We start from the raw sequence: 25,789 nt of genomic DNA on the forward strand, positions 1-25,789 counted from the left end.
GTGTTGGCTGCCTTCGTTCACCCCAGTCACATAGTTATCTATGCTCCTGGGGATTCGCTCAGTTGCCGCCTACAAGCAACTCGAATTATTTTGGGTATAGAAAGTAGAATTACGTTGTAAATAGTGGGTGATCGCCGGGGTTTCCTGCACTGCACCAAACCAGATGGCACTGAGGGTTGGCGCATTTTGCAATAACGCCTGCCAAGCGGGAGCGGTTTGATTATCATAATGATAAAACTGATTAATCAGCCAGATGCGTCGCGCTTGCGGCGGAGTGCCTTTGAACATGCCTTCTGGATGAGCGATCAACCTGCCGAACACTTGCAGATCCAGCCGTTCACCCGCGCCCACCCCGGTGAGGGCAGAGAAGATCTCCCAACGTTGGATCTGCTGCGGATTAGCGGGTTGGTCGATCACTTGCCCTCCGGTTAATGCAATCACACAATCACTACTAGCAGGAATGCAAGGTTCATGCCTTGCCGGGGCTTTCAGCGGTAAACCTTTCGATCCATCGGCCTCCACCAAAATAACGTCAAACAGGTCACGTTGTTTGATCTCATCAAGCCATTCGGCAGTTGGCCCGCTAACCTTGTTATCTTGCGGCTGATATTGACAGAACCAGGCCGTGATAGCTGGCTCTCGACTTATGGTGGGGGGCGCGCCTAATAACAGATGATGATAGTTTTCCGCAGTAGGACGATACATTTTGGTGGTGGTAGTCAACAGGACACGTTTGTCTTGTTGATAGAAGGTGCGTGCCAGCCAATACAAGGAACTGGTTTTCCCCCCGGCACCAATCAGGCTTATCAACAGAGGTTCACCATTATCGAGGCGACGATACTCCTCGGCAAATAGCGCCTTTAGATCTGGTGGCATAAGTCTCCTTTTGGCAGCGATAAAAAATAATACGCAGTAATAAAAGCCAATATGCCGTGTTTTATTTTCAATTGGCGATTTAATAATAAATTTTTGTTGATGCAGTCGAGATTTTTAAAATTATTTATATTTTATCGATTGCGCTCACGAAATAGTATCGAGTTTATCTGAACAGGGCAATGAATAGGGCGCTATTTTAAACGTCAGCCAATTTGGCATGATGCGCAACAGTGAGTTAATCAGCATCATGCCACCTGTATCACCAGTCAGCGTTGCAAGGGTGTATCAAAGTGATAGGCGAGAATGTTTTTTTGATAATTGAGGTTATCCGGTGACATTTTCAGGTTAATGGTCTGTTATCACTGATTTTCATTCTTATTTGCATCTGTGAGGCTCCTCACAAATAAAAATAACAATTAGAACTGCCTCACGAATTTAATCTAACACAAAAGTTATCAGAAAATTTGGCCTGATTGTTGCTGCATGTATGACTAACCAAGGTCAAAAACTGCCATTCGGTTTTAACCGATTCTCATTATTCAGGCATTTCGTCACAAGGAGATTAAGTTATGGGAGATATAATGCGTCCCGTTCCGTTCCAGGCGCTGTTAACTCGTATTTTTGATGAGTACCACGAGAACCGTTCTATCTTTGGCATACCTGAGCAGCAGTTCTATCGCAAACGTGACGATCGTAAGATCAAAGTCTTCAGCGAAAGTTGTGAAACCCCCTTAGGTCCAGCCGCTGGGCCTCATACGCAATTGGCGCAGAATATCATCGTCGCCTGGCTGACCGGTGGGCGGTTTATCGAGTTAAAAACGGTACAAATCCTCGACCGCTTGGAGATTGAAAAGCCTTGTATTGATGCAGAAGATGAATGCTTTAATACCGAGTGGTCTACCGAATTTACCTTGCTTAAAGCCTATGATGAATATTTGAAAGCCTGGTTTGTCTTGCATTTGCTGGAAGAGATGTTTGATCCTCGCTCTCCAGGTGAAAGCAAATCCTTTATCTTCAATATGAGCGTAGGCTACAACCTGGAAGGGATTAAACAAGCTCCGATGCAGGACTTTATTCATAATATGATGGATTCAGCCCAACATCCGAAGTTTGCCGAGTATGAAAAGATCCTCAGCAAATGGGTGGCTAATGATGAGTTTATTAATCGCTTTGCTTTAACCTCTCAACGTAGCGCATTAAATCAGTTACCTGGCCATATCCCCGCTCGCATGGTCCATGGTGTCACACTGTCTACCATGCATGGTTGCCCGCCGAATGAAATTGAAGCCATTTGTCGCTATATGCTGGAAGAGAAACACCTCAATACCTTTGTAAAATTAAACCCAACACTGCTGGGTTACTCACGGGTCCGCTCCATTTTAGATACCTGTGGTTTTGATTATGTCGGGTTGAAAGAGGAATCTTTCGAGCACGATCTTAAACTGGAACAAGCACTGGCCATGTTGCACCGCTTGGCGGATCTCGGTAAGCAGCACCAGCTGGGCTTCGGGGTCAAATTGACCAACACTTTGGGAACGATTAACCATAAAGGGGCACTACCTGGCGAAGAGATGTATATGTCTGGTCGTGCGCTATTTCCGCTTTCTATCAATGTGGCTGCAGTGCTATCCCGTGAATTTAACGGTGAATTGCCGATCTCCTATTCTGGCGGGGCCAGTAAGTTCAATATCCGTGATATTTTTGAAACCGGTATTCGACCCATCACCATGGCGACTGATTTGCTGAAGCCGGGCGGTTATTTGCGCCAGGTAGAGTGCATGAAAGAGCTGGATGAGTCCGAATGCTGGAATATGGCACGGATTGATGTGAACAAGCTGAATGCATTGGCAGACAAAGCAGTCAGCATGGAGTACACGCAAAAACACTGGAAGTCTAATGACAGCATTGATGCTGGCGGCCCATTGCCGATGATCGATTGCTATGTAGCGCCTTGCGTTACTGCCTGTGCGATCAAACAGGATATTCCAGAATATATTCGTTTGATGGGTGAACAGCGTTATGCCGATGCCTTGGGGGTTATCTACCAACGCAATGCGTTACCTGCTATCACCGGGCATATTTGTGATCACCAGTGCCAATATAACTGTACCCGCCTTGACTATGACAGTGCGTTAAATATTCGTGATCTGAAAAAGGTCGCCTTGGAAAAAGGCTGGGATGAGTATAAACGCCGTTGGCATAAGCCTGCTGGCGTGGGCAGCAAACGCCCCGTCGCGGTGTTAGGGGCGGGCCCGGCGGGTCTGTCGGCCGGTTACTTCCTGGCGCGTGCCGGTTATCAGGTGACCTTGTTTGAGCGCGAGGCCAATGCCGGTGGTGTGGTGAAAAATATCATTCCACAGTTCCGTATTCCGGCTGAGCTGATTGAGCAAGATATCGATTTTGTTGCGGCACACGGGGTGAAGTTTGTTTATGGCTGTGACCCTGATTTGACGGTAGACAAGCTGCAACAGCAAGGTTTTGAGTATGTCTTTGTCGGTATCGGTACAGATAAAAACAGTGGCGTACAGTTGGCGGGTGATAACCGCAATGTGCATAAATCATTGCCATTCCTGCGCAGTTACAATCAAGGGCAGTTGTCGAACCTCGGCAAGCATGTTGCGGTAGTGGGGGCCGGTAACACCGCCATGGATTGTGCTCGGGCTGCACTGAAAGTACCGGGTGTGGAAAAGGTCACGGTGCTTTATCGTCGTACGCTGAATGAAATGCCAGCCTATCGTGAAGAGTATCTGGAAGCGGTAGAAGATGGTGTGCAATTTATGTTCCTCACCAACCCAGAACGTTTTGATGCCGATGGGAAGTTGACGGCCAGAGTAATGATCCTCGGCAAGCCGGATGAGAAGGGGCGTTGCCGCCCAGTGGCCACCGATAAAACCGTTACCTTGCATGTTGATACCCTGATCACCGCCATTGGTGAACAAGCTGATGGCGAAGTGCTGCGCAAGCTGGGAATACCACTGGATGCCGAGGGCTACCCACAGGTCAATATCACCACGGGTGAAACCACTCGGTCAGATGTGTTCCTGATTGGTGATGTTCAGAGTGGCCCGTCATCCATTGTTGCGGCAATAGGTACCGCACGTAAGGCTACCGACGTGGTACTGGCTCGGGAGAATATTAAATCTCACCATGCCGACAAATATTGGTCGAATGTTGATCCTGCCGAGGTGTATCGCCGTAAAGGGGTTATTTCGGTCACGATGGTAGATAAGAGTGAGCGTGACGCTTTTGTGGCTCAGGAAGCAGAACGTTGTCTGGAATGTAATTACATTTGTAGCAAATGTGTCGATGTTTGCCCTAACCGTGCCAACGTGTCGATTGCCATTCCTGGTTTCCACGACCGCTTCCAAACGCTGCATCTGGATTCTTATTGTAACGAATGTGGCAACTGTGCCCAGTTCTGTCCATGGCAGGGTAAGCCATACAAAGACAAGGTTACCGTGTTCAATTTGCCACAGGACTTTGCCAACAGCAGTAACCCGGGTTTCTTGGTGGAGGGCTCGCAGGTCAGTGTGCGTCAGGACGGTAATGTTTACCAACTGAAAATAAACAGCCACGGTCAGCTTGAACAAGCCCCCGCAGAGCTGGATGAAATGTGCCGTATTATCACCCATGTGCACAATCACCATCATTATCTGCTTGGTCAGGTGGAGGCTTAATTATGTTGATTTTAACCAATGCAACTGCCGTGCAACTTGATCCACCACTGGTTCAAGAAGGGGTTGATATCGCCATTGAAGGCGCGTTGATCAAAGAAGTGGGCGTGAGCTTGGCAGCCAAATATCCGCAGGCTGAAACGCGCAATATGCAGGGCAAGTGGGTCATGCCGGGGATTGTCTGTGCTCATAACCATTTTTACTCTGGATTATCACGCGGCATCATGGCGAACATTGCACCGTGCCCAGATTTTATTTCTACCTTGAAAAACCTGTGGTGGCGCCTTGATCGGGCGCTGGATGAGGAGTCGGTGTATTACAGTGGGTTAATCTGCTCACTGGAAGCGATCAAAAGTGGTTGTACGGCGGTTATCGATCACCACGCATCGCCTAATTTTATTGCAGGCTCACTGAAAACCCTGCGTAGTGGCTTTATTAAAGCTGGGTTGCGCGGCATGACTTGCTATGAGACTACCGACCGTAACGGCGGTAATCATGAGTTGCTGGCCGGGGTTGAGGAAAACGTTGCCTTTGCCAACCTGATCGATGCTGCCAAAGCGGCAGGTAAAGAGCCCTATCTGGTGGAGGCGCATATCGGTGCCCATGCGCCGTTCACGGTCTCGGATGCGGGTCTGGAGATGTTGAAGGGGGCAATACAAAGTACTGGGCGCGGGTTACATATTCATGCCGCTGAAGACCGGTACGATGTTTCTCACAGCCACGATAAATATGGCAAAGACTTGATGGCACGCCTGGCGGAATACGGGCTGATTGGGTCGAAAACCTTAGTGGCTCACGGACTCTATTTGTCTGCTGCTGATATTGAGCTGATCAACCAGCATGATGCTTTCCTGGTGCATAACGCTCGCTCCAATATGAACAACCATGTTGGCTATAATCATCAACTGGCACAGTACCGTAACCTGGTGCTCGGTACCGATGGTATCGGGGCGGATATGTTTGAGGAGCTTAAGTTTGCGTTCTTCAAGCATCGTGATGCCGGTGGGTCATTGTGGCCAGACAGCTTTGCACGTTTCCTGTCAAACGGTAACCAACTGTTAGCCCGTAACTTTGGGGCGCAATTTGGTCGTTTGGCGGCAGGCTATAAAGCGGACCTGACGATTTGTGATTACTCATCGCCAACACCATTGGTGGCACAGAACGTCCCAGGGCATCTGGCCTTTGGTATGGGTGCCAGCAGTGTTAACAGTGTGATGGTGGAAGGGCGCATGGTTTACCAAAACGGCGAGTTCCCATTTGATGTGGAACCTATCTATGCTGAGGCACGCAAGGCGGCGGCACAGTTGTGGAAACGTATGGATGCCTTGAAATAAGCCGGTTGCCGCTCGGTGAACAGCCGAGCGGCTAACCCTATAATGAGGGTGAAAAATGATTGAACAATTCTATCGTCCAGAATCGGTGCAGCAGGCTCAGGCGTTGAAGCATCAGTTTCTTGCAGACGCTATTTACTTTGCCGGGGGTAGTAAAATTAATGCCACGCCAACCAAAGCGCGGCAAAAAATCGCCATTGCACTAACACATCTGGGCCTTGACCAAGTGGATTGGCAACAGGGTGAATTGCATATTGGTGCTACCACCACCTTACAACGTTTATTCGATCATACCTTGACGCCACCGGCCCTACGCGAGGCGCTGGGTTTTGTCTATTCCCGCCATATTCGTAATCAGGCAACCCTAGGCGGCGAAATTGCTTCAGCCCCTAAAGATTCTGTACTGCTGCCAGTGTTGCTGGCGTTGAGCGCCAAAGTAGAGCTGGGTAGTGGTAAAACCTGTTCGTTGGAAGAGTATCTGGCCAGTGATAAACAGGCGTTATTGTTGGCGGTGGTGCTACCTGACCCTTATCGCCAATGTGCAACCCGCAAAGTTGCCCGTTCAGCCGCTGGGTTGCCGGTGGTGACCGCAGCGGTTTCTCGCGATACACAATCTAAAGTGCGTATTGCGCTTAGTGGTGTGGTGGCGCAACCGACTCGCTTACGTGATGCAGAGCAAGCAGGTTTACAAGGTCCAGCGCTGGAAAAGCGGGTGGCCGATATGGTGACGCCTCAAGCGGATGTTTGCGGCAGTGTTGCCTATAAGCGTTATATCGCCGGTGTGGTGGTGGCGGATCTGCTTGCTGAGTGCCAGTCATCAGGGGAGAAACAATAATGAATATTTGTTTTACGCTTAATGACCGCCAGCGGGAAATAGCGTGTCAACCTGGGGATAATGTACAGCAGTTACTGTTTAAACTGGGTATGCATTCAGTACGTAACAGTGATGATGGTTTCGGTTTTGCCGGGTCTGATGCCATTGTGTTTAATGGCGTGGTGGTTAATGCCTCATTGCTGATTGCCGCCCAACTGGAAGGAGCGGTTGTCACCACGGCGGAAGCCTTGGGCAGTTGGAACCAGCTTAGCCTGGTACAGCAGGCGATGGTGGATGTCGGCGTGGTCCAGTCCGGCTATAATGACCCGGCCGCCGCGTTGATCCTCACTGATCTATTAACGCGTATTACCACACCGACTCGCGATGAGATTGATGATGCATTATCGGGTTTATTCAGCCGCGATGCCGGTTATCAGCAATTTTATCAGGTGGTGGCACTGGCGGTGGCACGCCGTAATGATCCTGATTTTCAGGCCCCTTCAGCGCCAGAGTTTCGTACTGATTTGAAGGTGGTTGGCAAACTTTGTCCGAAAGTTGATGCGGCAAAAATGGTGCAAGCCAAACCCTGTTATGTTGAAGACCGCGTTGCCCATGATGCCTGTATTATCAAAATATTACGTAGCCCGCACCCCCATGCACTGATCACTCATCTGGATGTCAGTGCTGCGGAAGCATTACCTGGGGTAGTGCATGTCATCACCCATCTTAACTGCCCAGATATCTATTACACCCCAGGCGGTCAGAGTGCCCCGGAACCTTCACCTCTTGATCGGCGGATGTTCGGCAGGAAACTGCGCCACGTGGGTGATCGTGTTGCTGCCGTGGTCGCAGAAAGTGAAGAGATTGCTTTGGCTGCTCTTGATTTAATCAAGGTTGAATACCAAGTATTGCCTGCAGTGATGTCCATTGACGAGGCGATGGCACCCGGTGCACCGCTGGTTCACGACGAACCCATTGTTTATGTTAACGGTGCTCCCGCTGATTTGGCTGAACAAAATCAGCATAGTGCGCAACGGGGTGATGAACATCTGATTATCAACTTCCCCATCGGTGCCAAACCGCATAGTAATATCGCGGCAGCAGTACATGGGCAGATTGGTAATGTGACGCAAGGGTTTGCCCAAGCGGATGTGGTGCTGGAACGCACCTATGAATCCCGGCAGGTACAGCAGTGTCCAACGGAAAAACACGTCTGTTACACCTATATGGATGGCGATCGACTGGTTATCCATGCCTCCACTCAGGTGCCATGGCACTTGCGCCGTCAGGTCGCGCGTATCGTTGGTCTCAAGCAGCATAAAGTGCATGTTATCAAGGAGCGTGTCGGCGGTGGTTTCGGTTCAAAACAGGATATCCTGTTGGAAGAGGTGTGTGCCTGGGCGACCTGTGTCACCGGGCGTGCGGTCTATTTCCAATATACCCGTGAAGAAGAATTTATCAGCAATACCTCGCGCCATGTGGCTAAGGTCAAGATTAAAGTCGGTGCCACCAAAGAGGGTCGCTTAACGGCGATCGACATGAACTTCCTGGCGAATACCGGCCCTTATGGCAACCATGCTTTGACGGTGCCCAGTAATGGCCCGGCATTATCATTGCCGCTCTATCCTTGTGAGAATGTCAATTTCCAGGTGACCACCTACTACAGCAACATCTGCCCGACGGGGGCTTATCAAGGCTATGGTGCACCTAAAGGGACCTTTGCCTTGACGATGATTCTGGCTGAATTGGCAGAGAAACTGGGGCGTGATCCACTGGAGATTATTGAGCTTAACCGCGTGGTGGAAGGGCAAGAGTTGAAGATCCTCGGGGCGATTGGTGAAGGCAAAATGCCGACATCGGTACCCACTGCCGCCAGTTGTGCCCTTGAGCCTATTTTGCGCAAAGGGAAAGAGCTGATCCATTGGAGCTCACCAAAGGCAAAAAATGGCGATTGGCAAGTGGGTCGTGGTGTCGCCATTATCATGCAGAAGTCAGGTATTCCGGATATTGATCAGGCTAACTGCATGATCAAACTGGAATCAGATGGCACGTTTATCGTCCATTCTGGTGGCGCGGATATTGGTACCGGCCTGGATACGGTGGTGGGGAAACTGACGGCTGAAGTCCTGCGTTGTCCGTTTGCCGATGTGCATGTGATCTCCGGTGATACTGACCATGCTTTGTTCGATAAAGGGGCCTATGCCTCTTCCGGCACCTGTTTCTCCGGTAATGCGGCGAAAAGTGCGGCAGAGAACCTGAGGAAAAAGATCCTGTTCCATGGGGCGCAGATGTTGGGCGAACCAGAAGCCGATGTGGAACTGGTGGTGCCTGGGGTGGTGCGCGGCAAACGCGGTGAAGTGACATTTGCACAGATTGCTCATAAGGCTGAGACCGGCACTGGTTTTGGTACCTTGGTGGCGACAGCCAGTTATATTTCTGCTGACTTTGCTTTCCCTTATGGTGCCAACTTTGTCGAAGTGGCCGTCAATGTGCGTACCGGTGAAATCCGCTTGGATAAGTTTTATGCCTTGCTGGATTGTGGTACCCCGGTTAACCCAGAGCTGGCATTGGGCCAAATCTATGGTGCTTCTATGCGAGCCATTGGTCACAGTATGACGGAAGAGATTGTTTATGATCGCCATGGTTCACCGATAACCCGTGATTTACAGAGTTATGGTGCACCGAAAATTGGTGATATCCCGCTCGACTTCCAAGCCTTCCTGGTGCCCAGTGATGATCAGGTCGGGCCTTATGGTGCTAAATCGATTTCTGAAATTAGTGTCAATGGTGCTGCACCGGCGATTGCCATGGCGATTCATGATGCCTGTGGTGTCTGGTTACGTGAATGGCATTTTACCGCAGAAAAAGTACTACAGGGGCTGAATAAACTGTCAGCGTAATTAAATACCGCTGTCTTAATGAGGGAATGGCCGATTAATGGTCATTCCCTGAAATACCCGAATTATTGAGGATGGCAGCTAAATCCCAATAATGACCTGGCTACAAAGGTCAAGGCTATAAAGGGTTCAATATATTAGCTGAACATAATCGCTGATCTGTTATTGTCGCCATAAAGAATTATGAGTCAATTGTCAGTGTTTGAGTAATCCGTGGGAGTAATATGGCGAAGTGCAGAATGTGAAATAAATAACGCATATTTATTGAATCAGATGATCAAATTTACGTAAGGGAGTAAAGGGATGTCTGATATAACCAATGAAAAAAGTGATCTAATTTATTCACTGGAAGATAAACCACCATTTAATCAATCGATGATAAGTGCCATTGTTCATCTATTGGCCATTTTTGTGCCCATGGTGACGCCGGCGTTAATTGTCGGTACGGCATTGTCATTACCCGCAGATATGACAGCTTATCTGGTTTCTATGGCGATGATTGCCTCGGGGATTGGTACTTGGCTGCAAGTAAACCGCTATGGTCCTATTGGTTCGGGATTATTGTCAATCCAGTCAGTCAACTTTTCTTTTGTAACGGTGATGATTTCTCTGGGCAGTACCATGAAAGCAGATGGTCTGCATGTAGAGGCGATGATTTCCACCTTGTTAGGCATCTCGTTTGTTGGGGCATTTCTGGTGGCCGGTTCCTCGTTTATTTTGCCTTATCTTAAACGCGTGATTACTCCCACCGTCAGCGGTGTGGTGGTACTGATGATCGGTCTTAGCCTGATTAAAGTGGGCATCATCGATTTCGGTGGTGGTTTTGCGGCTAAAAGTAGTGGTACTTATGGTAATTATAAAAATATCGGCATCGGCCTTTTGGTCTTAATGGTGGTGATTGGGTTTAATTGTTCACGGCATGCTTTGCTGCGGATGAGTGGTATTGCCATTGGCATCATCGTCGGTTACGTGGCCGCTCTGTTTTTGGGTATGGTGAAGTTTCCAGAGATGGAAAACCTACCGCTTATTACAGCACCTGTTCCGTTCAAATACGGTTTTTCTTTTGATCTTCATGCTTTTTTAGTTGCCAGTACGATCTATCTACTCAGTGTATTAGAAGCCGTAGGAAGTATCACTGCGACGGCGATGGTTTCTAATCGACCTGTCGCCGGTGAGGAATATACTTCGCGCCTGAGTGGTGGGGTATTGGCGGACGGTTTGGTCTCGGTGATTGCGACTATGTTGGGTTCATTGCCGCTAACGACATTTGCGCAAAATAATGGCGTTATTCAAATGACCGGCGTTGCCTCCCGCCATGTCGGTAAATTTATTGCGGTCATTCTGGTTGTGTTGGGTTTATTCCCGGTGGTAGGGCGATTTTTTACCACCATTCCATCACCTGTCCTTGGGGGCGCAATGACGCTGATGTTTTCGATGATTGCCATCGCCGGGATCCGCATCATTATTTCTAACGGTTTAGACCGCCGGGAAACCATTATTGTCGCCACCTCGTTGGGATTAGGTCTGGGGGTTTCTTACGATCCTGAAGTATTCCGCGTATTACCTGCTTCAATTTATGTTCTGGTGGAAAACCCGATTTGTGCTGGTGGGTTGACGGCGATCATTCTCAATCTGCTGATACCACTGAATGAGATTAAAAACCGCAGTGTGGAAATATCTTCATTAGAAACAGTCCCTGAAGGGGAAAATAATAATTAGTTTCATATAAAGTAAGGGATTGGAAAATGGAAAGTGAACAATCAATCAAGGCTGTACGGGGTAGTTTTCTGGATATTAGTCGCACGGTGGAATATCCAGAAGAAATAGAAGGACATCTGCGGTTTATCAAGGATGGTTTATTACTGATCCAGAATGGACGTGTGGCATGGTTTGGCACCTGGGAAGAAGGGCACCACCAAATTCCAGACAGCGTTCGGGTGCGTGATTATAGCGGTAAAATGATCGTGCCAGGCTTTATCGATACCCATATTCATTATCCGCAGTGTGAAATGGTCGGCGCTTATGGTGAGCAACTGCTGGATTGGCTGAATAAGCACACCTTCCCAGCAGAAAAGCGTTATAACGACATTGAATACTCGCGTGAAATGTCGACGTTTTTCATTAAACAGTTGCTGCGCAATGGCACCACCACCGCATTGGTTTTTGGTACGGTTCACCCTGAATCCGTTGAAGCACTATTTGAGGCCGCCCATCACATCAATATGCGTATCATTGCCGGTAAGGTGATGATGGACCGCAATGCGCCAGATTATCTATTGGATACCCCAGAGAGCAGTTATAGCCAAACTAAAGCCTTGATTGAGCGTTGGCATAAAAAGGATCGTTTGCTGTACGCCATTACACCGCGTTTTGCCCCCACCTCGTCACCACAGCAACTTGAAATGGTGCAACGGTTACGTGAGGAATATCCAGACACCTATCTGCATACTCACTTATCGGAAAATAAAGACGAAATTGCCTGGGTAAAAGAGTTATTCCCAGAGCGCAAAAATTATCTTGATGTCTATCACCACTACGGTCTGACCGGCAGAAAAAGCGTGTTTGCGCACTGTATCCATTTGGAAGAGTCAGAGTGGGATTGCTTGCATGATACCCATTCATCTATTGCATTCTGCCCGACCTCCAACCTGTATCTGGGGAGTGGCTTGTTCAAACTCTCTCAAGCCTGGCGGAAAAAGGTCAAAGTGGGCATGGGGACCGACATCGGTGCTGGAACCACGTTCAATATGCTGCAGACCTTGAATGAAGCCTACAAAATCATGCAACTGCAGAGTTACCGTTTGTCCGCTTATGAAGCATTCTATCTGGCGACATTGGGGGGGGCTGATGCCCTAGGGCTGGCAGACACTATTGGTAATTTCAATGTCGGCAAAGAGGCAGATTTTGTGGTCCTTGAGCCGACGGCGACACCATTGCAACAATTGCGTTACGACAATTCGAAAACATTGATGGATAAGCTATTTGTCATGATGACACTCGGGGATGATCGCTCAATATATCGGACTTATGTGGATGGCCGACTGGTATACGAGCGCACTTAAACACATGACTGGAATTGACCCGGATTGGCTTTACCCCATTTATTGGTCAAGGCAAGAGAACGATAAAGAGCACTGACAGGGGTAAGCCTCAATGGACCTTCAGAGGGCATAAATATGTCACAGATAGAGACAGAGCAAACAAAGAAACCCACCAGTTTAATAGATAACTATTTTAAAATTACCGCGCGGGGGAGTACGGTCCGGCAGGAAGTATTAGCCGGGTTGACCACTTTTCTGGCAATGGTGTACTCAGTGATTGTGGTACCAGGCATGTTGGGCCAGGCTGGTTTTCCACCTACGGCGGTGTTTGTGGCGACCTGCCTGGTTGCGGGTGTCGGTTCGCTGGTGATGGGGGTGTGGGCGAACCTGCCCATGGCGATTGGTTGCGCCATCTCATTAACGGCTTTTACCGCCTTCAGCCTGGTACTTAATCAACAGATCAGCATCCCGGTGGCGCTAGGGGCTATCTTTTTAATGGGCTTTTTCTTCACTGCTATTTCGGTAACCGGTATCCGCTCATGGATATTGCGTAACTTACCGATAGGCATCGCCCACGGTACCGGGATTGGCATCGGGCTGTTTTTACTGTTGATCGCCGCCAATAGTGTGGGCATGGTGGTCAAGAACCCAATGGCAGGGTTACCTGTGGCGTTAGGTTCCTTTGTTTCCTTCCCGGTCATTATGTCACTGGTGGGGCTTGCATTGATTTTTGGCCTGGAAAAGCAGCGTGTTCCTGGTGGGATTTTATTGGTGATCATCGGTATTTCGCTGGTCGGTTTGGTTTTTGATCCCAACGTAAAATATCAAGGGTTGTTCGCACTACCCAGCCTGTCAGGGCCGGATGGCAAATCACTTATTTTCAGTCTGGATATTAAAGGTGCGCTGAATCCGCTGGTGTTGCCCAGTGTACTGGCACTGGTAATGACGGCAGTATTTGATGCGACGGGGACTATCCGGGCAGTTGCTGGGCAGGCCAATCTACTGGATGAAGATGGGCAGATTATCAATGGGGGCCGTGCATTAACCACCGACTCCATGAGCAGTATGTTTTCTGCGTTGGTGGGGGCTTCTCCGGCGGCAGTGTATATTGAATCGGCAGCGGGAACCGCAGCCGGGGGCAAAACCGGGGTGACGGCCGCAGTAGTAGGGGTGCTTTTCCTGCTGATGCTGTTCTTGTCACCGCTGTCTTATCTGGTACCGGTTTACGCTACCGCACCAGCCCTGATGTATGTCGGGCTGTTGATGTTAAGTAACGTCGCCAGGTTAGACTTTGATGACTCGGTGGGAGCCATGTCAGGCCTGGTCTGTGCGGTGTTTATTGTGCTGACCTGTAATATTGTTACCGGCATCATGCTGGGCTTCAGCACCCTGGTGATTGGCCGCATCTTCGCTAATGAATGGCGCAAACTGAATATCGGTACGGTACTGATTGCGGTAGCGTTAGTGGCCTTCTATGCGGGGGGCTGGGCGATTTAATCGGCGAATGTTTAATCGGCAAGTGTTGTGTTGCCCCCTCACAATCAGGTGAGGGGGATTGCCCCATCAGCGCGGGGTTTCTTCATCCAACTGTTGCGCTTTTTGTACTGCTTTGATGATGCTGGTATAGCCAGTGCAACGGCATAAATTACCCGCCAGTCCACGGCGAATTTCCTGCTCGGTGAGCGGTTGTCCACGAAAACGTTCCACCATCGAGGTACTGGTCATTACAAACCCGGGGGTACAGAAGCCACATTGTACCGCGCCGGTATCCACATAGGCTTGCTGTACCGCAGAAAGGCTGTTGCCTTTGACTTCCCCTTCAGCAGTGCGAATGGACTTGCCATCGGCCCAAAGCGCCAGATAGATGCAGGTATCGGTGGCTATATCATCGATCAGCACCGTACAGGCACCGCATTCCCCGACGCTGCACCCCTGTTTGACACTATTGAGCCCCTGTTGGCGTAGTAACTCCATCAGTGACATGCGTGGGTCAATATTAAACTGATAGGCACGACCATTAATGGTGCAATTGATCATCATAATAGTTCTCCTCCCGCCCGTTGAGCGGCCTGGGCCAGAACACGCTCAGCCAGGGTACGAATAATTTGCATACGGAATTCTTTGGCAGCACGCCATGATGAACGGGGCTGTACATCACGTATCACCGCTTCACCCACCGCCGCCAGGGTTTGCCGGTTAAACGGTTGGCCCAGGGCGGTACGCTCGGCATGAGGGGCGCGGATAGGCGTCGGTGCGGCAACACCAAACGCCAGTTTGACCTCACTGAAACGGCCATTTTCAATTTTGCAGGCAGCAGCACAACCGATGGTGGCGATATCCATGGCGTCACGCATGGCGTATTTGTAATAGCTGGCCCCTATATTCTGATAGTGCTGAGCTTTGAACAGAAAGGCGACTGCCACTTCCCCTTGCACCAGCGCCACTTTGCCGGGGCCAGTGTGAAAGCCAAACATTGGGGTACGGCGTAGGCCATTAACAGTGGCGATTTCCAATTCTGCTTCCATCACCACGCAAGGTGAGGCGGAGTCTGCACTGGTGGCACCATTACAGATATTCCCCCCCAGTGTGGCTCGGTTGCGCACTTGTGGCCCTGCAATGGTCGTGGCGGCTTCAGCCAATACCGGAACATGGCGCTGAACCAACGGCGAGTCGATGATCTGGCTGAAGGTGGTGCCGCTGCCAATGCGTAACGTGCCGTCTGGCAGTAGGGTGATGCCGTTTAACTCAGCCAAATCATGGATATCCACCAGATGACGATATTTACCATTCATATGATGGAGCTGGATCAACACGTCGGTACCGCCAGCAATTAATCGGGCTTGCGGGTTGGCAGCCAAGTGGCGCACGGCATCGTCGATACTGGTCGCCTGATAATAATCTGCGATGTCATACATTGTTGTTCTCCTGTGGCTCGAGCAGACCCGCCTGCACGAAATGCCGATAGAGTGCTTTGGGTGTCAGGGGCAAGTCATCAATTTTCACGCCGGTTGCCATCCAGATGGCATTACGAATGGCTGGTGCCGGGGAGATCAACGGCGGTTCACCCAGAGCCTTGTGCCCATAGGCGGATTGCGGTTCATAGGTTTCAATAAATTCGCAGTCCAGATCCGGCAGGTCGAGAATCGTTGGGAACTTGTAATCCAGCAGGTTGTTATTGCGCACGATGCCGGTTTTTTCGTCTACGATCATCTCTTCGAACAGGGTCCAACCGATCCCCATCCCCATGCCGCCATGCACTTGGCCTTCCGCTAATTGTGGGTTGAGGATCTGACCGGAGTCATGCAGGTTGATAATCTTGTTGATAGTGACTTTGCATAATGGAATATCCACGGTGAGGTCGACAAAGGTACAACCAAAAGCCGGGGGATTACTGCGGGTCTTGCACGAGACCTCGGCGATCAACTGCCCACCGACCTCCTGGTCGTAATGCGCACTCATGGAAACGTCTTGTACTGAGAACAAGACCTTTTCTGGCATCTCGCTCAACACCACATTGCCGTCAATAATATCGAGCGCCCATTCTGGCTGGCTGCTCATATAGGCGGCATGTTTCAGGATCTTGGCACGCAGTTCTGTGGCCGCCTGGCGAACGGCCGGGGCGGTGACATAACTTTGCCTTGAAGCAAAGGCACCGGGGTCGAAGGCGGTGATGTCAGTATCTTGCGTTGAGTTAACATGCAGGGTCGAGAAGGGGACGCCAATGGTTTCAGCTGCCATTTGGGCGAAAACGGTATCTGAACCCTGGCCGATTTCTGTGGCACCAACGTGCAGAATGATGGTGCCATCCTGGTTCATCAACAGGCGGGCACTGGCGATCTCTACCCCTACCGGATAAGTATTTGATGAATAGCTCAAACAGGCGACTCCCACGCCACGGCGGATCGGGCCTGTTTGATTCAGGCAGGCACTGCGCCGGGCATCCCATTCAAACAGTTCCTTACCCCGTAACAGGCACTCAAGAATACCGGCACTCTTAATCTCTTTATGATTAAGTGGGTTGGTGTCCCCTTGGCGGGCGACATTTTTGATTCGCAGCTCGAGGGGGTCGATGCCCAGTTTGGCGGCTGCCTCATCAATCATGCATTCCAGCGCAAAAGTGACTTGTGGTGCGCCGTAGCCGCGCATGGCACCAGCGTTGGGCAGATTGGAATAGAAGGTGGTGGCTTTATAGCCCAAGGCAAGACGTGGGTAGAGATAGGCAATTTTATTCACCCCGGCGGAGGCAATGGAGTGCCCATGGGAGGCATAGCCACCGGTGTTAGAGAGCACGTCCAGGCTATAGGCTTGCAGTACACCGTGCTGATCGACCGCCATCTTGCCGCTGATATCAAAGGAGTGGCGCGTACGTGATGCCAGAAAACACTCCTCACGGTTCAGCTCGACTTTAACGGGGATGCCACCGAGTTTCCAGGTGAGAAATGCCGCCATCGGCTCTTCCAAGACATCCTGCTTATTACCAAAACCCCCACCGATATAGGGTTTGATCACCCGGATAGCGGACCAGGGCAGCCCCAGTGCCTGACCGACTACACGGCGCACAATATGGGGGATCTGGGTACTGGAGACGATCACGATACGATCCATCTGGTCCATATAGGCGTATGAGGTTACCCCTTCCAAATGGCAGTGCTGCACGACATGGGTGTAGTAGTTACCGGTGACCAAAATGTCAGCGGCGGCGAAGGCGGCTTCAGGATCCCCCCCTTGCAGTGCATGTTGTTTCAGCAGGTTACTTTCCCCCCCATGCAGTAGCGGGGCATCAGCGGCTAACGCGGCTGTGGCAGTGGTCATCACCGGCAGTTCCTGATATTCAACCTCCACCAGCATAGCGGCCTTTTCAGCCGTCAATGGGTCACAGGCCACCACGATGGCCACCCCATCACCATGGTGGCGCACATGGTTAGTTAATAGCTGTTTATCGGCGACATCATGTTTATTGGCATCCAACGACCAGGCATGGCCAGCGGTTGGGAAGTGATAGGACGGGATATCTTGATAAGTGAAAATGGCTTCCACACCAGGGAGTTGCAAGGCTTTTTCGGTGTCGATGCGGGTGACCAGGCCATGGGCGATGGGGCTACGGACATACTTGGCATAGCGCATACCAGGCATAGTTAAATCATCGGTGTAGCGAGCTCGACCAGTGACTTTTGCCTCGGCATCTACACGCTTATGTGATGTTCCTAAAGACATCTTAGCCTCCTTGATGAGGGCAATGAGTTGTGATCAGAGAATACAGCAAGGAACAGGCCAAAAAGTGTCGATTAGCCAGCAGGAAGGGGATTTTGTTGATTGAGTTTGAACAATTTTATCGGTAATACCCAAAATAATTCGAATCGCTTGAAAATGCTTGTTTAGCCTTAGATACACGGGATAGGCATATTGAGGGCTATGATTGGACATCTCCCTGTATCCATTAGTTATCATTATCTGCTTTATGACAAAAAACCAGCAGACAAAATAATTGTTGAAGAAAGCACGGTGGTTGACGCCATTGAAGGCGTTGAACGCAGCGGCGGCGCATAGGCAAACTCGCCAAGGATGGCGAGTTTAGGCGAGACAGACAGGGAGGTCTGTAGTAGCCGGCCGTGATGTGTCGCAGCGTAGTGAAAGCAGTCGCGCAGCGACCGCCTGAGTTGGCGCAGGCGCGGGTTATCAGGGGCCACGCCTTTGGCCCCTGATTCGGTCGCAAGCGCAATGAATTCATAATATGGAAAACGTAAGGCGACCGAAATTTGTCACGATACCAAAAATATATCGTGTGTTACCTATTTATCCGAATGCCAGTGAAATCACTTGGGTGGTTGATTAAAAAGACGAGTTATTATCATATTAATAACGGGAATTATCAGTTTGATAATGAGGTGATGGCAGGTTGGCGGCAGATGCCGCCTGTGCTTGTCAGACGCTGTTGCTTGAAGCGGGGCAGATAGATAGCTATTGCTATTTAAGCCGCCAAGGTATGTTCCCTGAAGGCCACCAGCAACTCGGCGATAAACGTCAGCCGTTTCAACCGGTCGGAGAGATCAAGCGTAAACTTGAGCTTGGTGGGTCCATCCAGGCGGTAGACCGGTGGTTTGCTTTGCAGCAAGCCAATCAAATACCCGGGATCAACCTGATTCTTGTCACCAAATTCAATAAAACCACCACGCTCGTTACCTTCAATGCGCTTGATACCCAACTTGAGTGCCTGTTGCCGCATGGCGGCACTTTGTAGCAGGTTACGAGCCGCATCCGGCAGCAAGCCAAAGCGGTCAATTAACTCGACTTTTAACTCTTCCAGTTCCCCTTCATTTTTAGCGCTGGCAATGCGTTTATAAAATGATAAGCGGGTATTGACGTCTGGAATAAAGTCATCCGGTAGCAGAGTTGGCATGCGCAGTTCAACTTCGGTTTGCTGACTGGTGAGATCTTCCAGTGACGGTTCGCGGCCATTTTTCAACGCATCAACCGCACTTTCCAACAGTTCCATATACAGTGAGAAACCGACAGTGGTCATCTGGCCGCTTTGTTCCTCCCCCAGCAACTCCCCAGCACCACGGATCTCCAGATCGTGAGTCGCCAGGGCAAAACCGGCGCCCAAATCCTCTAACGAGGCAATGGCTTCCAAGCGCTTATGTGCGTCGGTACTCATCACTTTCGGATTAGGTGTTAACAGGTAAGCATAAGCTTGATGGTGGGAGCGGCCAACACGGCCACGCAACTGATGCAGTTGCGCTAAGCCGAAGCGATCTGCCCGCTCAATGACAATGGTATTGGCGCTGGGAATATCAATCCCGGTTTCAATAATGGTGGTACACACCAAGACATTGAAGCGTTGGTGATGGAAATCGTTCATCACCCGTTCCAGATCACGTTCACGCATCTGGCCGTGGCCGATGGCGATACGTGCTTCGGGCACCAGTTCTGCCAAGCGCTGGGCTGCTTTATCGATACTGTCCACGTCGTTATGCAGGTAATAAACCTGACCACCACGCAGTACCTCACGAAGGATTGCTTCACGGACCACCAGACTGTCGTACTCACGAACAAAGGTCTTCACTGCTAAACGGCGGGCCGGTGGGGTGGCGATGATCGAAAGATCACGCATGCCACTCATGGCCATATTCAGGGTACGTGGAATCGGCGTGGCGGTGAGGGTCAGGATATCAACATCAGCCCGCATGGCTTTGATGCGCTCTTTATGGCGCACGCCAAAACGGTGTTCTTCATCGACAATCAGCAGCCCCAGATCTTTCCAGCGCAGATCACTCTGTAACAGCTTATGGGTGCCGATAATGATATCCACTTTACCTTCTACGGCTTCTTGCAGGGTATGTTGCTGCTCTTTAGCACTGCGGAAGCGTGACATCATCTCAATACGGATTGGCCAGTTAGCGAAGCGATCACGGAAGTTATCGAAGTGCTGTTGTGCCAACAACGTGGTGGGGACCAGCACCGCCACCTGTTTGCCATTTTCTACCGCCAGAAAAGCGGCACGCATCGCCACTTCTGTTTTGCCAAAACCAACGTCACCGCAGACCAGACGGTCCATTGCCAGTGGTTGGCACATGTCGCTCAGCACGGCGTTGATGGCCTGCTCTTGGTCCGGTGTCGTCTCAAACGGGAAGGTTTGGCAGAACAGTTGATATTGCTCACGATCATGTTTGAACGCAAAGCCGGATTTAGCCGCCCGCTGGGAATAAATATCCAGCAGCTCTGCCGCGACATCGCGCACCCGCTCCGCCGCTTTTTGCCGAGCACGGGACCAGGCATCACTCCCCAGTTTGTGTAATGGGGCGTTATCATCAGCTCCCCCGGCGTAGCGGTTAATCAGATGCAGGGAGGAGACCGGGACATAGAGTTTGTCTTCACCGGAATATGCGAGGATCAGGTATTCCGCCTTGATGCCGCCGGCTTCCAGCGTGGTCATCCCCACATAGCGCCCAACGCCATGCTCAAGGTGGACTACCGGCTGCCCCGGGTGTAGTTCCGCCAGGTTACGGATCAGGGTATCGGTGTTGATGGTACGGCGGTTATCTCGCCGACGGTTGCTGACACGTTCACCAAGCAGGTCACTTTCACAGATCATGGCTCGGTTACGTAACGTATCAATAAAACCGCGCTCGGCCGCCCCCACCATCAGGTAACTGCCGGTGGCGTTGAGCTCATCAAGGCGCTGGATCACGGGTGGATTGAGTTTGATGCGGCCCAGCAATTCTTGCAGGGTTTCACGGCGGCCTTCACTTTCAACCGAAAACACCGTACTACCGGTAAAATGCTCAATAAAGCGGCGCAGATTATCCAGCGGTGATTTATGCTGAGCTTGAACGGCCAGATCGGGTAAGGCTTGATAACCCAAGTTACAGCACCCGGCTTTGTCAGGTAACTCTTCAGGCTTCAGAGCAATCCGTGGCCAGGCTTTTAGCTCACCAAACAGCGCATCAACCCGTAGCCACAATGTTTCTGGGGGGAGCAGGGGGCGCATTGGGTCAATTCGCCGGCCTTCATAGCGCTGATTAACATCTTGCCAGAAGCGCTCTGCGGCACTTTCCAGATCGCCAGTATTCACCACCAGTGTATTGGCTGGCAGGTAGCTGAACAGAGAAACCAAGGGTTGGCTGAAGAACAGGGGTTGCCAATATTCAATGCCCGCCGGCCAGGTGCCTTTACTGACTTGTTGATAAATATGTTCGGCATCGCGGCGGACTTCAAACTGTTCGCGCCACTGGCTACGGAAGAGCTCAATGGCATTTTTATCCGTCGGGAATTCGTGTGCGGGCAGCAGATTGATCGACTCGACTTCACTCAGCGTCCGTTGACTATCTACGTCAAAGATGCGCAGGCTGTCGATTTCATCATCAAAAAAGTCGATGCGAAAAGGGGCATCGCTCCCCATGGGGAACAAGTCCAGCAGGGCGCCGCGAGTGGCGAATTCACCATGCTCCATCACCTGATCGACACAACGATAGCCCGCCTGCTCTAATTGGGTACGCAGCAGGTCCCTTGACAGGCGCTGGCCTTTCTTCATCACCAGGGCGTGTCCGCGCAAAAACTCATGCGGGCAAACACGCTGCATCAAGGTGTTGACGGGCAGAATAATAATGCCGCTCTCCATAGTAGGCAGATGGTATAGCCTGGAAAGACGGGAAGAGATGATCTCCTGGTGAGGTGAGAAACTGTCGTAGGGCAAGGTTTCCCAGTCGGAGAGGGTGGTCACCATCTGGTCGGTAAACTGCTGGATTTCATCACGTAGCCGCAGCGCGTTTTGCATATCTGGGGCAATGAGCAGCACCGGGCCGGAATGGCGCTCAGTGATTTCAGCACATTCAACGGCACAGGCTGAGCCGGTAAGCTGCCCAAGTTGACGCAAATCACCCGCACGAACAGGGAGTGGGTAACGGGCAGAGGGTAAAGCAGAACGGCGACTATTATCAGAAGTACTCATGCAGTTATCTTTACTTAATCAATGAAATGTCCCTGTTGTCATACAGGCTGAGGGAAAGCGTTTCTCCCATTAAGTGCTTTTGACCTGAGGCAACGTGGATAAACTTGAATATATACTAGCCCAGAGCGCTATAAACTGACACCGCTAAAAGTAAACGCAAGAAGTTGGCTGGTAGTTATTTAACCAATCCAATTCGCTGTGTGTAATAGCACTTTACTCAAAGCGTCAGGTCGGTGGGAGTGACGCGGAACGCCGACACGCCGTAAACCCGTCCTTGGGGGCTCGTATCGCGCGTCCATGCGCTCAACGGTCGGCTAACCTGCATCACTCGCACCTGTAGCAGCCACTATTTGTCTGGAATGAAAAAGAAATTGTCTGGAATGAAAAAGAGAGCCTAGGTGTGCCAGCCACAAAAATTGGCTCAAAGCGAGGGTGCTTGCGAGAATAAAACCGTGCAGGTGGTTCCATAAAGCGGGTAGAGCCTTTATTATCCTTGATTACTTTGCTTAAGCTACCGCAATAAAACGGATTTCATGTATCAACCTGTCGCGTTATTTATCGGCCTGCGCTATATGCGAGGGCGTGCCTCAGACCGCTTTGGGCGGTTTGTCTCCTGGCTATCCACCATCGGCATTACCCTGGGGGTGATGGCGCTGGTCACTGTGCTTTCGGTGATGAATGGCTTCGAAAGAGATCTCGAAAACAACATTCTAGGCTTGATGCCGCAAGCGCTGGTTACCAGCAAACAGGGCTTTATTAATCCTGAACAGTTTCCCGCCTCCTCATTACAAAGCTTGCAAGGGGTGAAACGTGTCACTGCGTTGACCACCGGTGATGTGGTGTTGCAAAGCGCGCGCAGTGTGGCGGTGGGGGTGCTGTTGGGGGTTAATCCTGATGAGGCTGATCCACTGGCCCCTTATCTAGTGACGGCTAAACAGCAGCAACTTCAGCCGGGTGAATACAACACTATTCTTGGTGAGCAGCTTGCAGAACAACTGGGGGTGAAACCCGGTGATCAACTGCGCTTGATGGTACCTAGCGCCAGCCAGTTCACCCCGATGGGGCGCATCCCAAGCCAACGCTTGTTTACGGTGATCGGCACCTTCCACGCCAATAGTGAGGTAGATGGTTACCAATTGCTGGTCAATCAGCAGGATGCTTCACGCCTGATGCGTTACCCAGCAGGCAGCGTCACGGGTTGGCGGCTGTTTCTTGAGCAACCGCTGAAGGTGGATACCCTGAGCCAACAAACGTTGCCAGAAGGTGGCGTATGGAAAGACTGGCGCGACCGTAAAGGGGAGTTGTTTCAGGCCGTCAGGATGGAAAAGAATATGATGGGGTTGCTGCTTAGCCTGATAGTAGCAGTGGCGGCCTTTAATATTATTACTTCCCTGGGGCTGCTGGTGATGGAAAAGCAGGGGGAAGTGGCCATTTTACAAACCCAAGGCCTGACGCGACGCCAGATTATGGCGGTGTTTATGGTACAAGGTGCCAGTGCCGGCATTATCGGTTCACTGCTGGGTACCTTATTAGGGGTGTTGCTGGCCAGCAACTTGAATAACCTGCTGCCGATTCTGGGGGCGCTGATCGATGGTGCCTCGTTGCCAGTGCTGGTTGACCCGCTACAAGTGACCTTGATTGCCCTGGTCGCAATGACGATTTCGCTGTTATCTACGCTTTACCCTTCATGGCGCGCTGCCGCCGTACAACCTGCGGAGGCTTTACGTTATGAATAATCAACTTTTGTTGCAGTGCGACAACCTGTGTAAAACCTATCAGGAAGGCAACTTGCACACCTCGGTACTGCGCGATGTCAGCTTTGCCATGCAACCCGGTGAGATGATGGCGATTGTCGGCAGTTCCGGCTCAGGTAAAAGTACCTTATTACACCTGCTGGGTGGGTTGGATTCGCCCACTTCTGGCGAGGTGATTTATAAAGGGCAGAGCTTGAATACCCTTTCTTCTGCTGCCAAGGCTGAGCTACGTAATCGTCAACTCGGGTTTATTTATCAATTTCACCACTTACTGCCTGATTTCACCGCACTGGAAAATGCGGCAATGCCATTGCTGATTGGCGGCACCAAGCCCGCATTGGCTGAGGAAAAAGCCTTGGCAATGCTGGCAGCGGTGGGGTTGGAAAAGCGCAGTAAACATCGCCCCTCTGAACTTTCCGGTGGTGAGCGCCAGCGTGTGGCCATTGCCCGTGCTTTGGTTAATAGCCCGTCACTGGTACTGGCAGATGAACCTACTGGTAACCTGGATAAGCGCACCGCCGATAGTATTTTCGATCTGTTGGGTGAATTGAATGTGCGTCAAGGGACGGCATTTCTGGTGGTGACTCATGACCTGCAATTGGCAAAACGCTTGAGTCGTCAGTTGGAAATGGTGGATGGCCAGTTACAGGCTGAATCTGCCTTGATGGGGGCCAAGTAATGCGTGCATTGCCACTTTCATTGTTGATGGCACTGCGCTTTAGTGGTGGCCGGCGGCGTGGCGGTATGGTTTCGCTGATTTCGGTGATTTCCACTATCGGGATTGCGCTGGGGGTGGCGGTATTGATCGTTGGCCTGAGTGCCATGAACGGTTTTGAGCGTGAACTGCAGGACCGTATTCTGGCGGTGGTCCCCCATGGTGAGATCGAAGCCGTAGAGCAGCCGTTTGCCGATTGGCCCGAGGCGTTGCAGCGTATAGAACAAGTACCGGGTATTTTAGCCGCCGCGCCCTATATCAATTTCACTGGGTTGATGGAAAACGGTGCACAACTGCGTGCAGTGCAGGTCAAAGGGGTCGATCCTGCACATGAAAGCCGACTCAGTGCGCTACCCAACTTTGTACAAGGTGATGCTTGGGCTAATTTCAAAAGTGGAGAGCAGCAGGTGATCTTGGGTAAAGGGGTGGCCGAAGCCTTGGGCGTATCGGTGGGCTCCTCTGTCACGGTGATGATCCCAAACAGTGATCCGCAGATGAAACTGTTGCAGCCTAAGCGTATTCGCCTACAGGTTAGCGGTATTTTACAACTGAGCGGTCAACTTGATCACAGCTTGGCGATGGTTCCTTTGGCGGATGCCCAGCAATATCTCGATATGGGTGACAGCGTTACCGGCATTGCTATCAAGGTCAATGATGTGTTTGCGGCGAATAAGCTGGTGCGAGATGCCGGTGGCGTGACCAATAGTTACGTCTATATTAAAAGCTGGATTGGTACCTATGGCTATATGTACCGTGATATTCAAATGGTCCGTACCATCATGTATCTGGCGATGGTTCTGGTGATTGGTGTGGCCTGCTTTAACATTGTTTCCACCTTGGTGATGGCAGTAAAAGATAAAAGTAGCGATATTGCGGTGCTGCGTACCCTGGGAGCCAAAGACGGTTTTATCCGTGCCATCTTTATTTGGTATGGTCTGCTGGCTGGGTTGGTGGGTAGCCTAAGTGGCGTTGTGATTGGGGTGATTGCCTCATTGCAATTGACACCTATCATTAAAGGGTTAGAGAAGTTGCTCGGTCACTCGTTCCTGTCAGGCGATATCTACTTTATTGATTTTCTGCCCTCCGAACTGCATGGGTTAGATGTGGTCATTGTGTTGGCAACCGCGATTATCCTTAGCTTGCTGGCCAGTTGGTATCCCGCCAGACGAGCCAGTCGCATTGATCCTGCCCGCGTCTTGAGCGGCCAATAATAAAAACCTGGGGCTCGATGAAGGGCTC

The 25,789-nt window shown here is 50.9% G+C and carries 16 protein-coding genes; 11 read left to right on the forward strand and 5 right to left on the reverse strand.

Annotated elements, in window-relative coordinates:
* Nucleotides 1-69: 69 nt before the first annotated feature.
* The gene (gene yqeC / locus ACX9GV_RS07500) at nucleotides 70-876 is read right to left on the reverse strand and encodes a selenium cofactor biosynthesis protein YqeC (RefSeq protein WP_473197606.1); all 807 of its coding nucleotides are present in this window, start codon (nucleotides 874-876) and stop codon (nucleotides 70-72) included.
* A 569-nt stretch (nucleotides 877-1,445) separates the two neighbouring features.
* Between yqeC and ygfK the strand changes: the two genes are divergently transcribed.
* The 7 genes from ygfK (at nucleotide 1,446) to ACX9GV_RS07535 (ending at nucleotide 14,130) form a co-directional block, all read left to right on the forward strand.
* Nucleotides 1,446-4,553 carry a putative selenate reductase subunit YgfK gene (gene ygfK, locus ACX9GV_RS07505; protein WP_473197607.1) on the forward strand — a complete coding sequence of 1,036 codons (3,108 nt, stop codon included), beginning with the start codon at nucleotides 1,446-1,448 and terminating at the stop codon, nucleotides 4,551-4,553.
* A gap of 2 nt (nucleotides 4,554-4,555) precedes the next feature.
* A complete protein-coding gene (ssnA, locus tag ACX9GV_RS07510) occupies nucleotides 4,556-5,884 on the forward strand; it encodes a putative aminohydrolase SsnA (protein WP_473197608.1) in 1,329 nt (442 codons plus the stop codon).
* A 55-nt stretch (nucleotides 5,885-5,939) separates the two neighbouring features.
* Nucleotides 5,940-6,716 carry a molybdopterin-dependent oxidoreductase FAD-binding subunit gene (gene ygfM / locus ACX9GV_RS07515; RefSeq protein ID WP_473197609.1) on the forward strand — a complete coding sequence of 259 codons (777 nt, stop codon included), beginning with the start codon at nucleotides 5,940-5,942 and terminating at the stop codon, nucleotides 6,714-6,716.
* Nucleotides 6,716-9,595, forward strand: a complete 2,880-nt coding sequence (locus ACX9GV_RS07520; RefSeq protein WP_473197610.1) for a molybdopterin-dependent oxidoreductase Mo/Fe-S-binding subunit — start codon at nucleotides 6,716-6,718, stop codon at nucleotides 9,593-9,595. The genes ygfM and ACX9GV_RS07520 overlap by 1 nt, the downstream gene beginning before the upstream one ends.
* A 300-nt stretch (nucleotides 9,596-9,895) precedes the next feature.
* Entirely contained in the window at nucleotides 9,896-11,311 is a 1,416-nt protein-coding gene (locus ACX9GV_RS07525) for a nucleobase:cation symporter-2 family protein (RefSeq protein ID WP_473197611.1), read from the forward strand.
* 26 nt (nucleotides 11,312-11,337) lie between these two features.
* Nucleotides 11,338-12,654 carry a guanine deaminase gene (gene guaD / locus ACX9GV_RS07530; RefSeq protein WP_473197612.1) on the forward strand — a complete coding sequence of 439 codons (1,317 nt, stop codon included), beginning with the start codon at nucleotides 11,338-11,340 and terminating at the stop codon, nucleotides 12,652-12,654.
* A 114-nt stretch (nucleotides 12,655-12,768) separates the two neighbouring features.
* Nucleotides 12,769-14,130 (forward strand): NCS2 family permease, encoded by a 1,362-nt coding sequence (locus ACX9GV_RS07535; protein WP_473197613.1) that lies wholly within the window; start codon nucleotides 12,769-12,771, stop codon nucleotides 14,128-14,130.
* Between the two features lie 66 nt (nucleotides 14,131-14,196).
* On the opposite strand, the gene xdhC is transcribed toward ACX9GV_RS07535, so the two are convergent.
* From xdhC to xdhA, 3 genes are read right to left on the reverse strand one after another with little or no spacing between them, the layout of a single operon-like run.
* Nucleotides 14,197-14,673 carry a xanthine dehydrogenase iron sulfur-binding subunit XdhC gene (gene xdhC, locus ACX9GV_RS07540; protein ID WP_473197614.1) on the reverse strand — a complete coding sequence of 159 codons (477 nt, stop codon included), beginning with the start codon at nucleotides 14,671-14,673 and terminating at the stop codon, nucleotides 14,197-14,199.
* Nucleotides 14,670-15,548, reverse strand: coding sequence for a xanthine dehydrogenase FAD-binding subunit XdhB (xdhB, locus tag ACX9GV_RS07545; RefSeq protein ID WP_473197615.1), 879 nt, complete (start codon nucleotides 15,546-15,548; stop codon nucleotides 14,670-14,672). The genes xdhC and xdhB overlap by 4 nt, the downstream gene beginning before the upstream one ends.
* Nucleotides 15,541-17,847 carry a xanthine dehydrogenase molybdenum-binding subunit XdhA gene (xdhA, locus tag ACX9GV_RS07550; protein ID WP_473197616.1) on the reverse strand — a complete coding sequence of 769 codons (2,307 nt, stop codon included), beginning with the start codon at nucleotides 17,845-17,847 and terminating at the stop codon, nucleotides 15,541-15,543. The genes xdhB and xdhA overlap by 8 nt, the downstream gene beginning before the upstream one ends.
* A gap of 198 nt (nucleotides 17,848-18,045) precedes the next feature.
* Here xdhA and ACX9GV_RS07555 point away from each other — a divergent pair, with 198 nt between their 5' ends.
* Nucleotides 18,046-18,180 (forward strand): hypothetical protein, encoded by a 135-nt coding sequence (locus tag ACX9GV_RS07555; protein ID WP_473197617.1) that lies wholly within the window; start codon nucleotides 18,046-18,048, stop codon nucleotides 18,178-18,180.
* 421 nt (nucleotides 18,181-18,601) lie between these two features.
* On the opposite strand, the gene mfd is transcribed toward ACX9GV_RS07555, so the two are convergent.
* Nucleotides 18,602-22,081: a transcription-repair coupling factor gene (mfd, locus tag ACX9GV_RS07560; protein WP_473197618.1), complete on the reverse strand. Its 3,480-nt coding sequence runs from the start codon at nucleotides 22,079-22,081 to the stop codon at nucleotides 18,602-18,604.
* A 533-nt stretch (nucleotides 22,082-22,614) separates the two neighbouring features.
* Here mfd and lolC point away from each other — a divergent pair.
* From lolC to lolE, 3 genes are read left to right on the forward strand one after another with little or no spacing between them, the layout of a single operon-like run.
* Nucleotides 22,615-23,817, forward strand: coding sequence for a lipoprotein-releasing ABC transporter permease subunit LolC (lolC, locus tag ACX9GV_RS07565; protein ID WP_473197619.1), 1,203 nt, complete (start codon nucleotides 22,615-22,617; stop codon nucleotides 23,815-23,817).
* Complete coding sequence (lolD, locus tag ACX9GV_RS07570) at nucleotides 23,810-24,514, forward strand: lipoprotein-releasing ABC transporter ATP-binding protein LolD (RefSeq protein ID WP_023491788.1); 705 nt, start codon at nucleotides 23,810-23,812, stop codon at nucleotides 24,512-24,514. The genes lolC and lolD overlap by 8 nt, the downstream gene beginning before the upstream one ends.
* Nucleotides 24,514-25,761, forward strand: coding sequence for a lipoprotein-releasing ABC transporter permease subunit LolE (gene lolE, locus ACX9GV_RS07575; protein ID WP_023491786.1), 1,248 nt, complete (start codon nucleotides 24,514-24,516; stop codon nucleotides 25,759-25,761). Before lolD ends, lolE begins: the two co-directional genes overlap by 1 nt.
* Nucleotides 25,762-25,789 lie beyond the last annotated feature (28 nt).

The sequence above is a fragment of the Serratia sp. 25CWL12 genome, from assembly GCF_055790885.1.

What these genes read in the sequence shown, in the direction of transcription:
- yqeC (WP_473197606.1), bottom strand. Translation starts at nt 876, where the DNA reads ATGCCACCAGATCTAAAGGCGCTATTTGCCGAGGAGTATCGTCGCCTC.
- ygfK (WP_473197607.1), top strand. Translation starts at nt 1,446, where the DNA reads ATGGGAGATATAATGCGTCCCGTTCCGTTCCAGGCGCTGTTAACTCGT.
- ssnA (WP_473197608.1), top strand. Translation starts at nt 4,556, where the DNA reads ATGTTGATTTTAACCAATGCAACTGCCGTGCAACTTGATCCACCACTG.
- ygfM (WP_473197609.1), top strand. Translation starts at nt 5,940, where the DNA reads ATGATTGAACAATTCTATCGTCCAGAATCGGTGCAGCAGGCTCAGGCG.
- ACX9GV_RS07520 (WP_473197610.1), top strand. Translation starts at nt 6,716, where the DNA reads ATGAATATTTGTTTTACGCTTAATGACCGCCAGCGGGAAATAGCGTGT.
- ACX9GV_RS07525 (WP_473197611.1), top strand. Translation starts at nt 9,896, where the DNA reads ATGTCTGATATAACCAATGAAAAAAGTGATCTAATTTATTCACTGGAA.
- guaD (WP_473197612.1), top strand. Translation starts at nt 11,338, where the DNA reads ATGGAAAGTGAACAATCAATCAAGGCTGTACGGGGTAGTTTTCTGGAT.
- ACX9GV_RS07535 (WP_473197613.1), top strand. Translation starts at nt 12,769, where the DNA reads ATGTCACAGATAGAGACAGAGCAAACAAAGAAACCCACCAGTTTAATA.
- xdhC (WP_473197614.1), bottom strand. Translation starts at nt 14,673, where the DNA reads ATGATGATCAATTGCACCATTAATGGTCGTGCCTATCAGTTTAATATT.
- xdhB (WP_473197615.1), bottom strand. Translation starts at nt 15,548, where the DNA reads ATGTATGACATCGCAGATTATTATCAGGCGACCAGTATCGACGATGCC.
- xdhA (WP_473197616.1), bottom strand. Translation starts at nt 17,847, where the DNA reads ATGTCTTTAGGAACATCACATAAGCGTGTAGATGCCGAGGCAAAAGTC.
- ACX9GV_RS07555 (WP_473197617.1), top strand. Translation starts at nt 18,046, where the DNA reads ATGATTGGACATCTCCCTGTATCCATTAGTTATCATTATCTGCTTTAT.
- mfd (WP_473197618.1), bottom strand. Translation starts at nt 22,081, where the DNA reads ATGAGTACTTCTGATAATAGTCGCCGTTCTGCTTTACCCTCTGCCCGT.
- lolC (WP_473197619.1), top strand. Translation starts at nt 22,615, where the DNA reads ATGTATCAACCTGTCGCGTTATTTATCGGCCTGCGCTATATGCGAGGG.
- lolD (WP_023491788.1), top strand. Translation starts at nt 23,810, where the DNA reads ATGAATAATCAACTTTTGTTGCAGTGCGACAACCTGTGTAAAACCTAT.
- lolE (WP_023491786.1), top strand. Translation starts at nt 24,514, where the DNA reads ATGCGTGCATTGCCACTTTCATTGTTGATGGCACTGCGCTTTAGTGGT.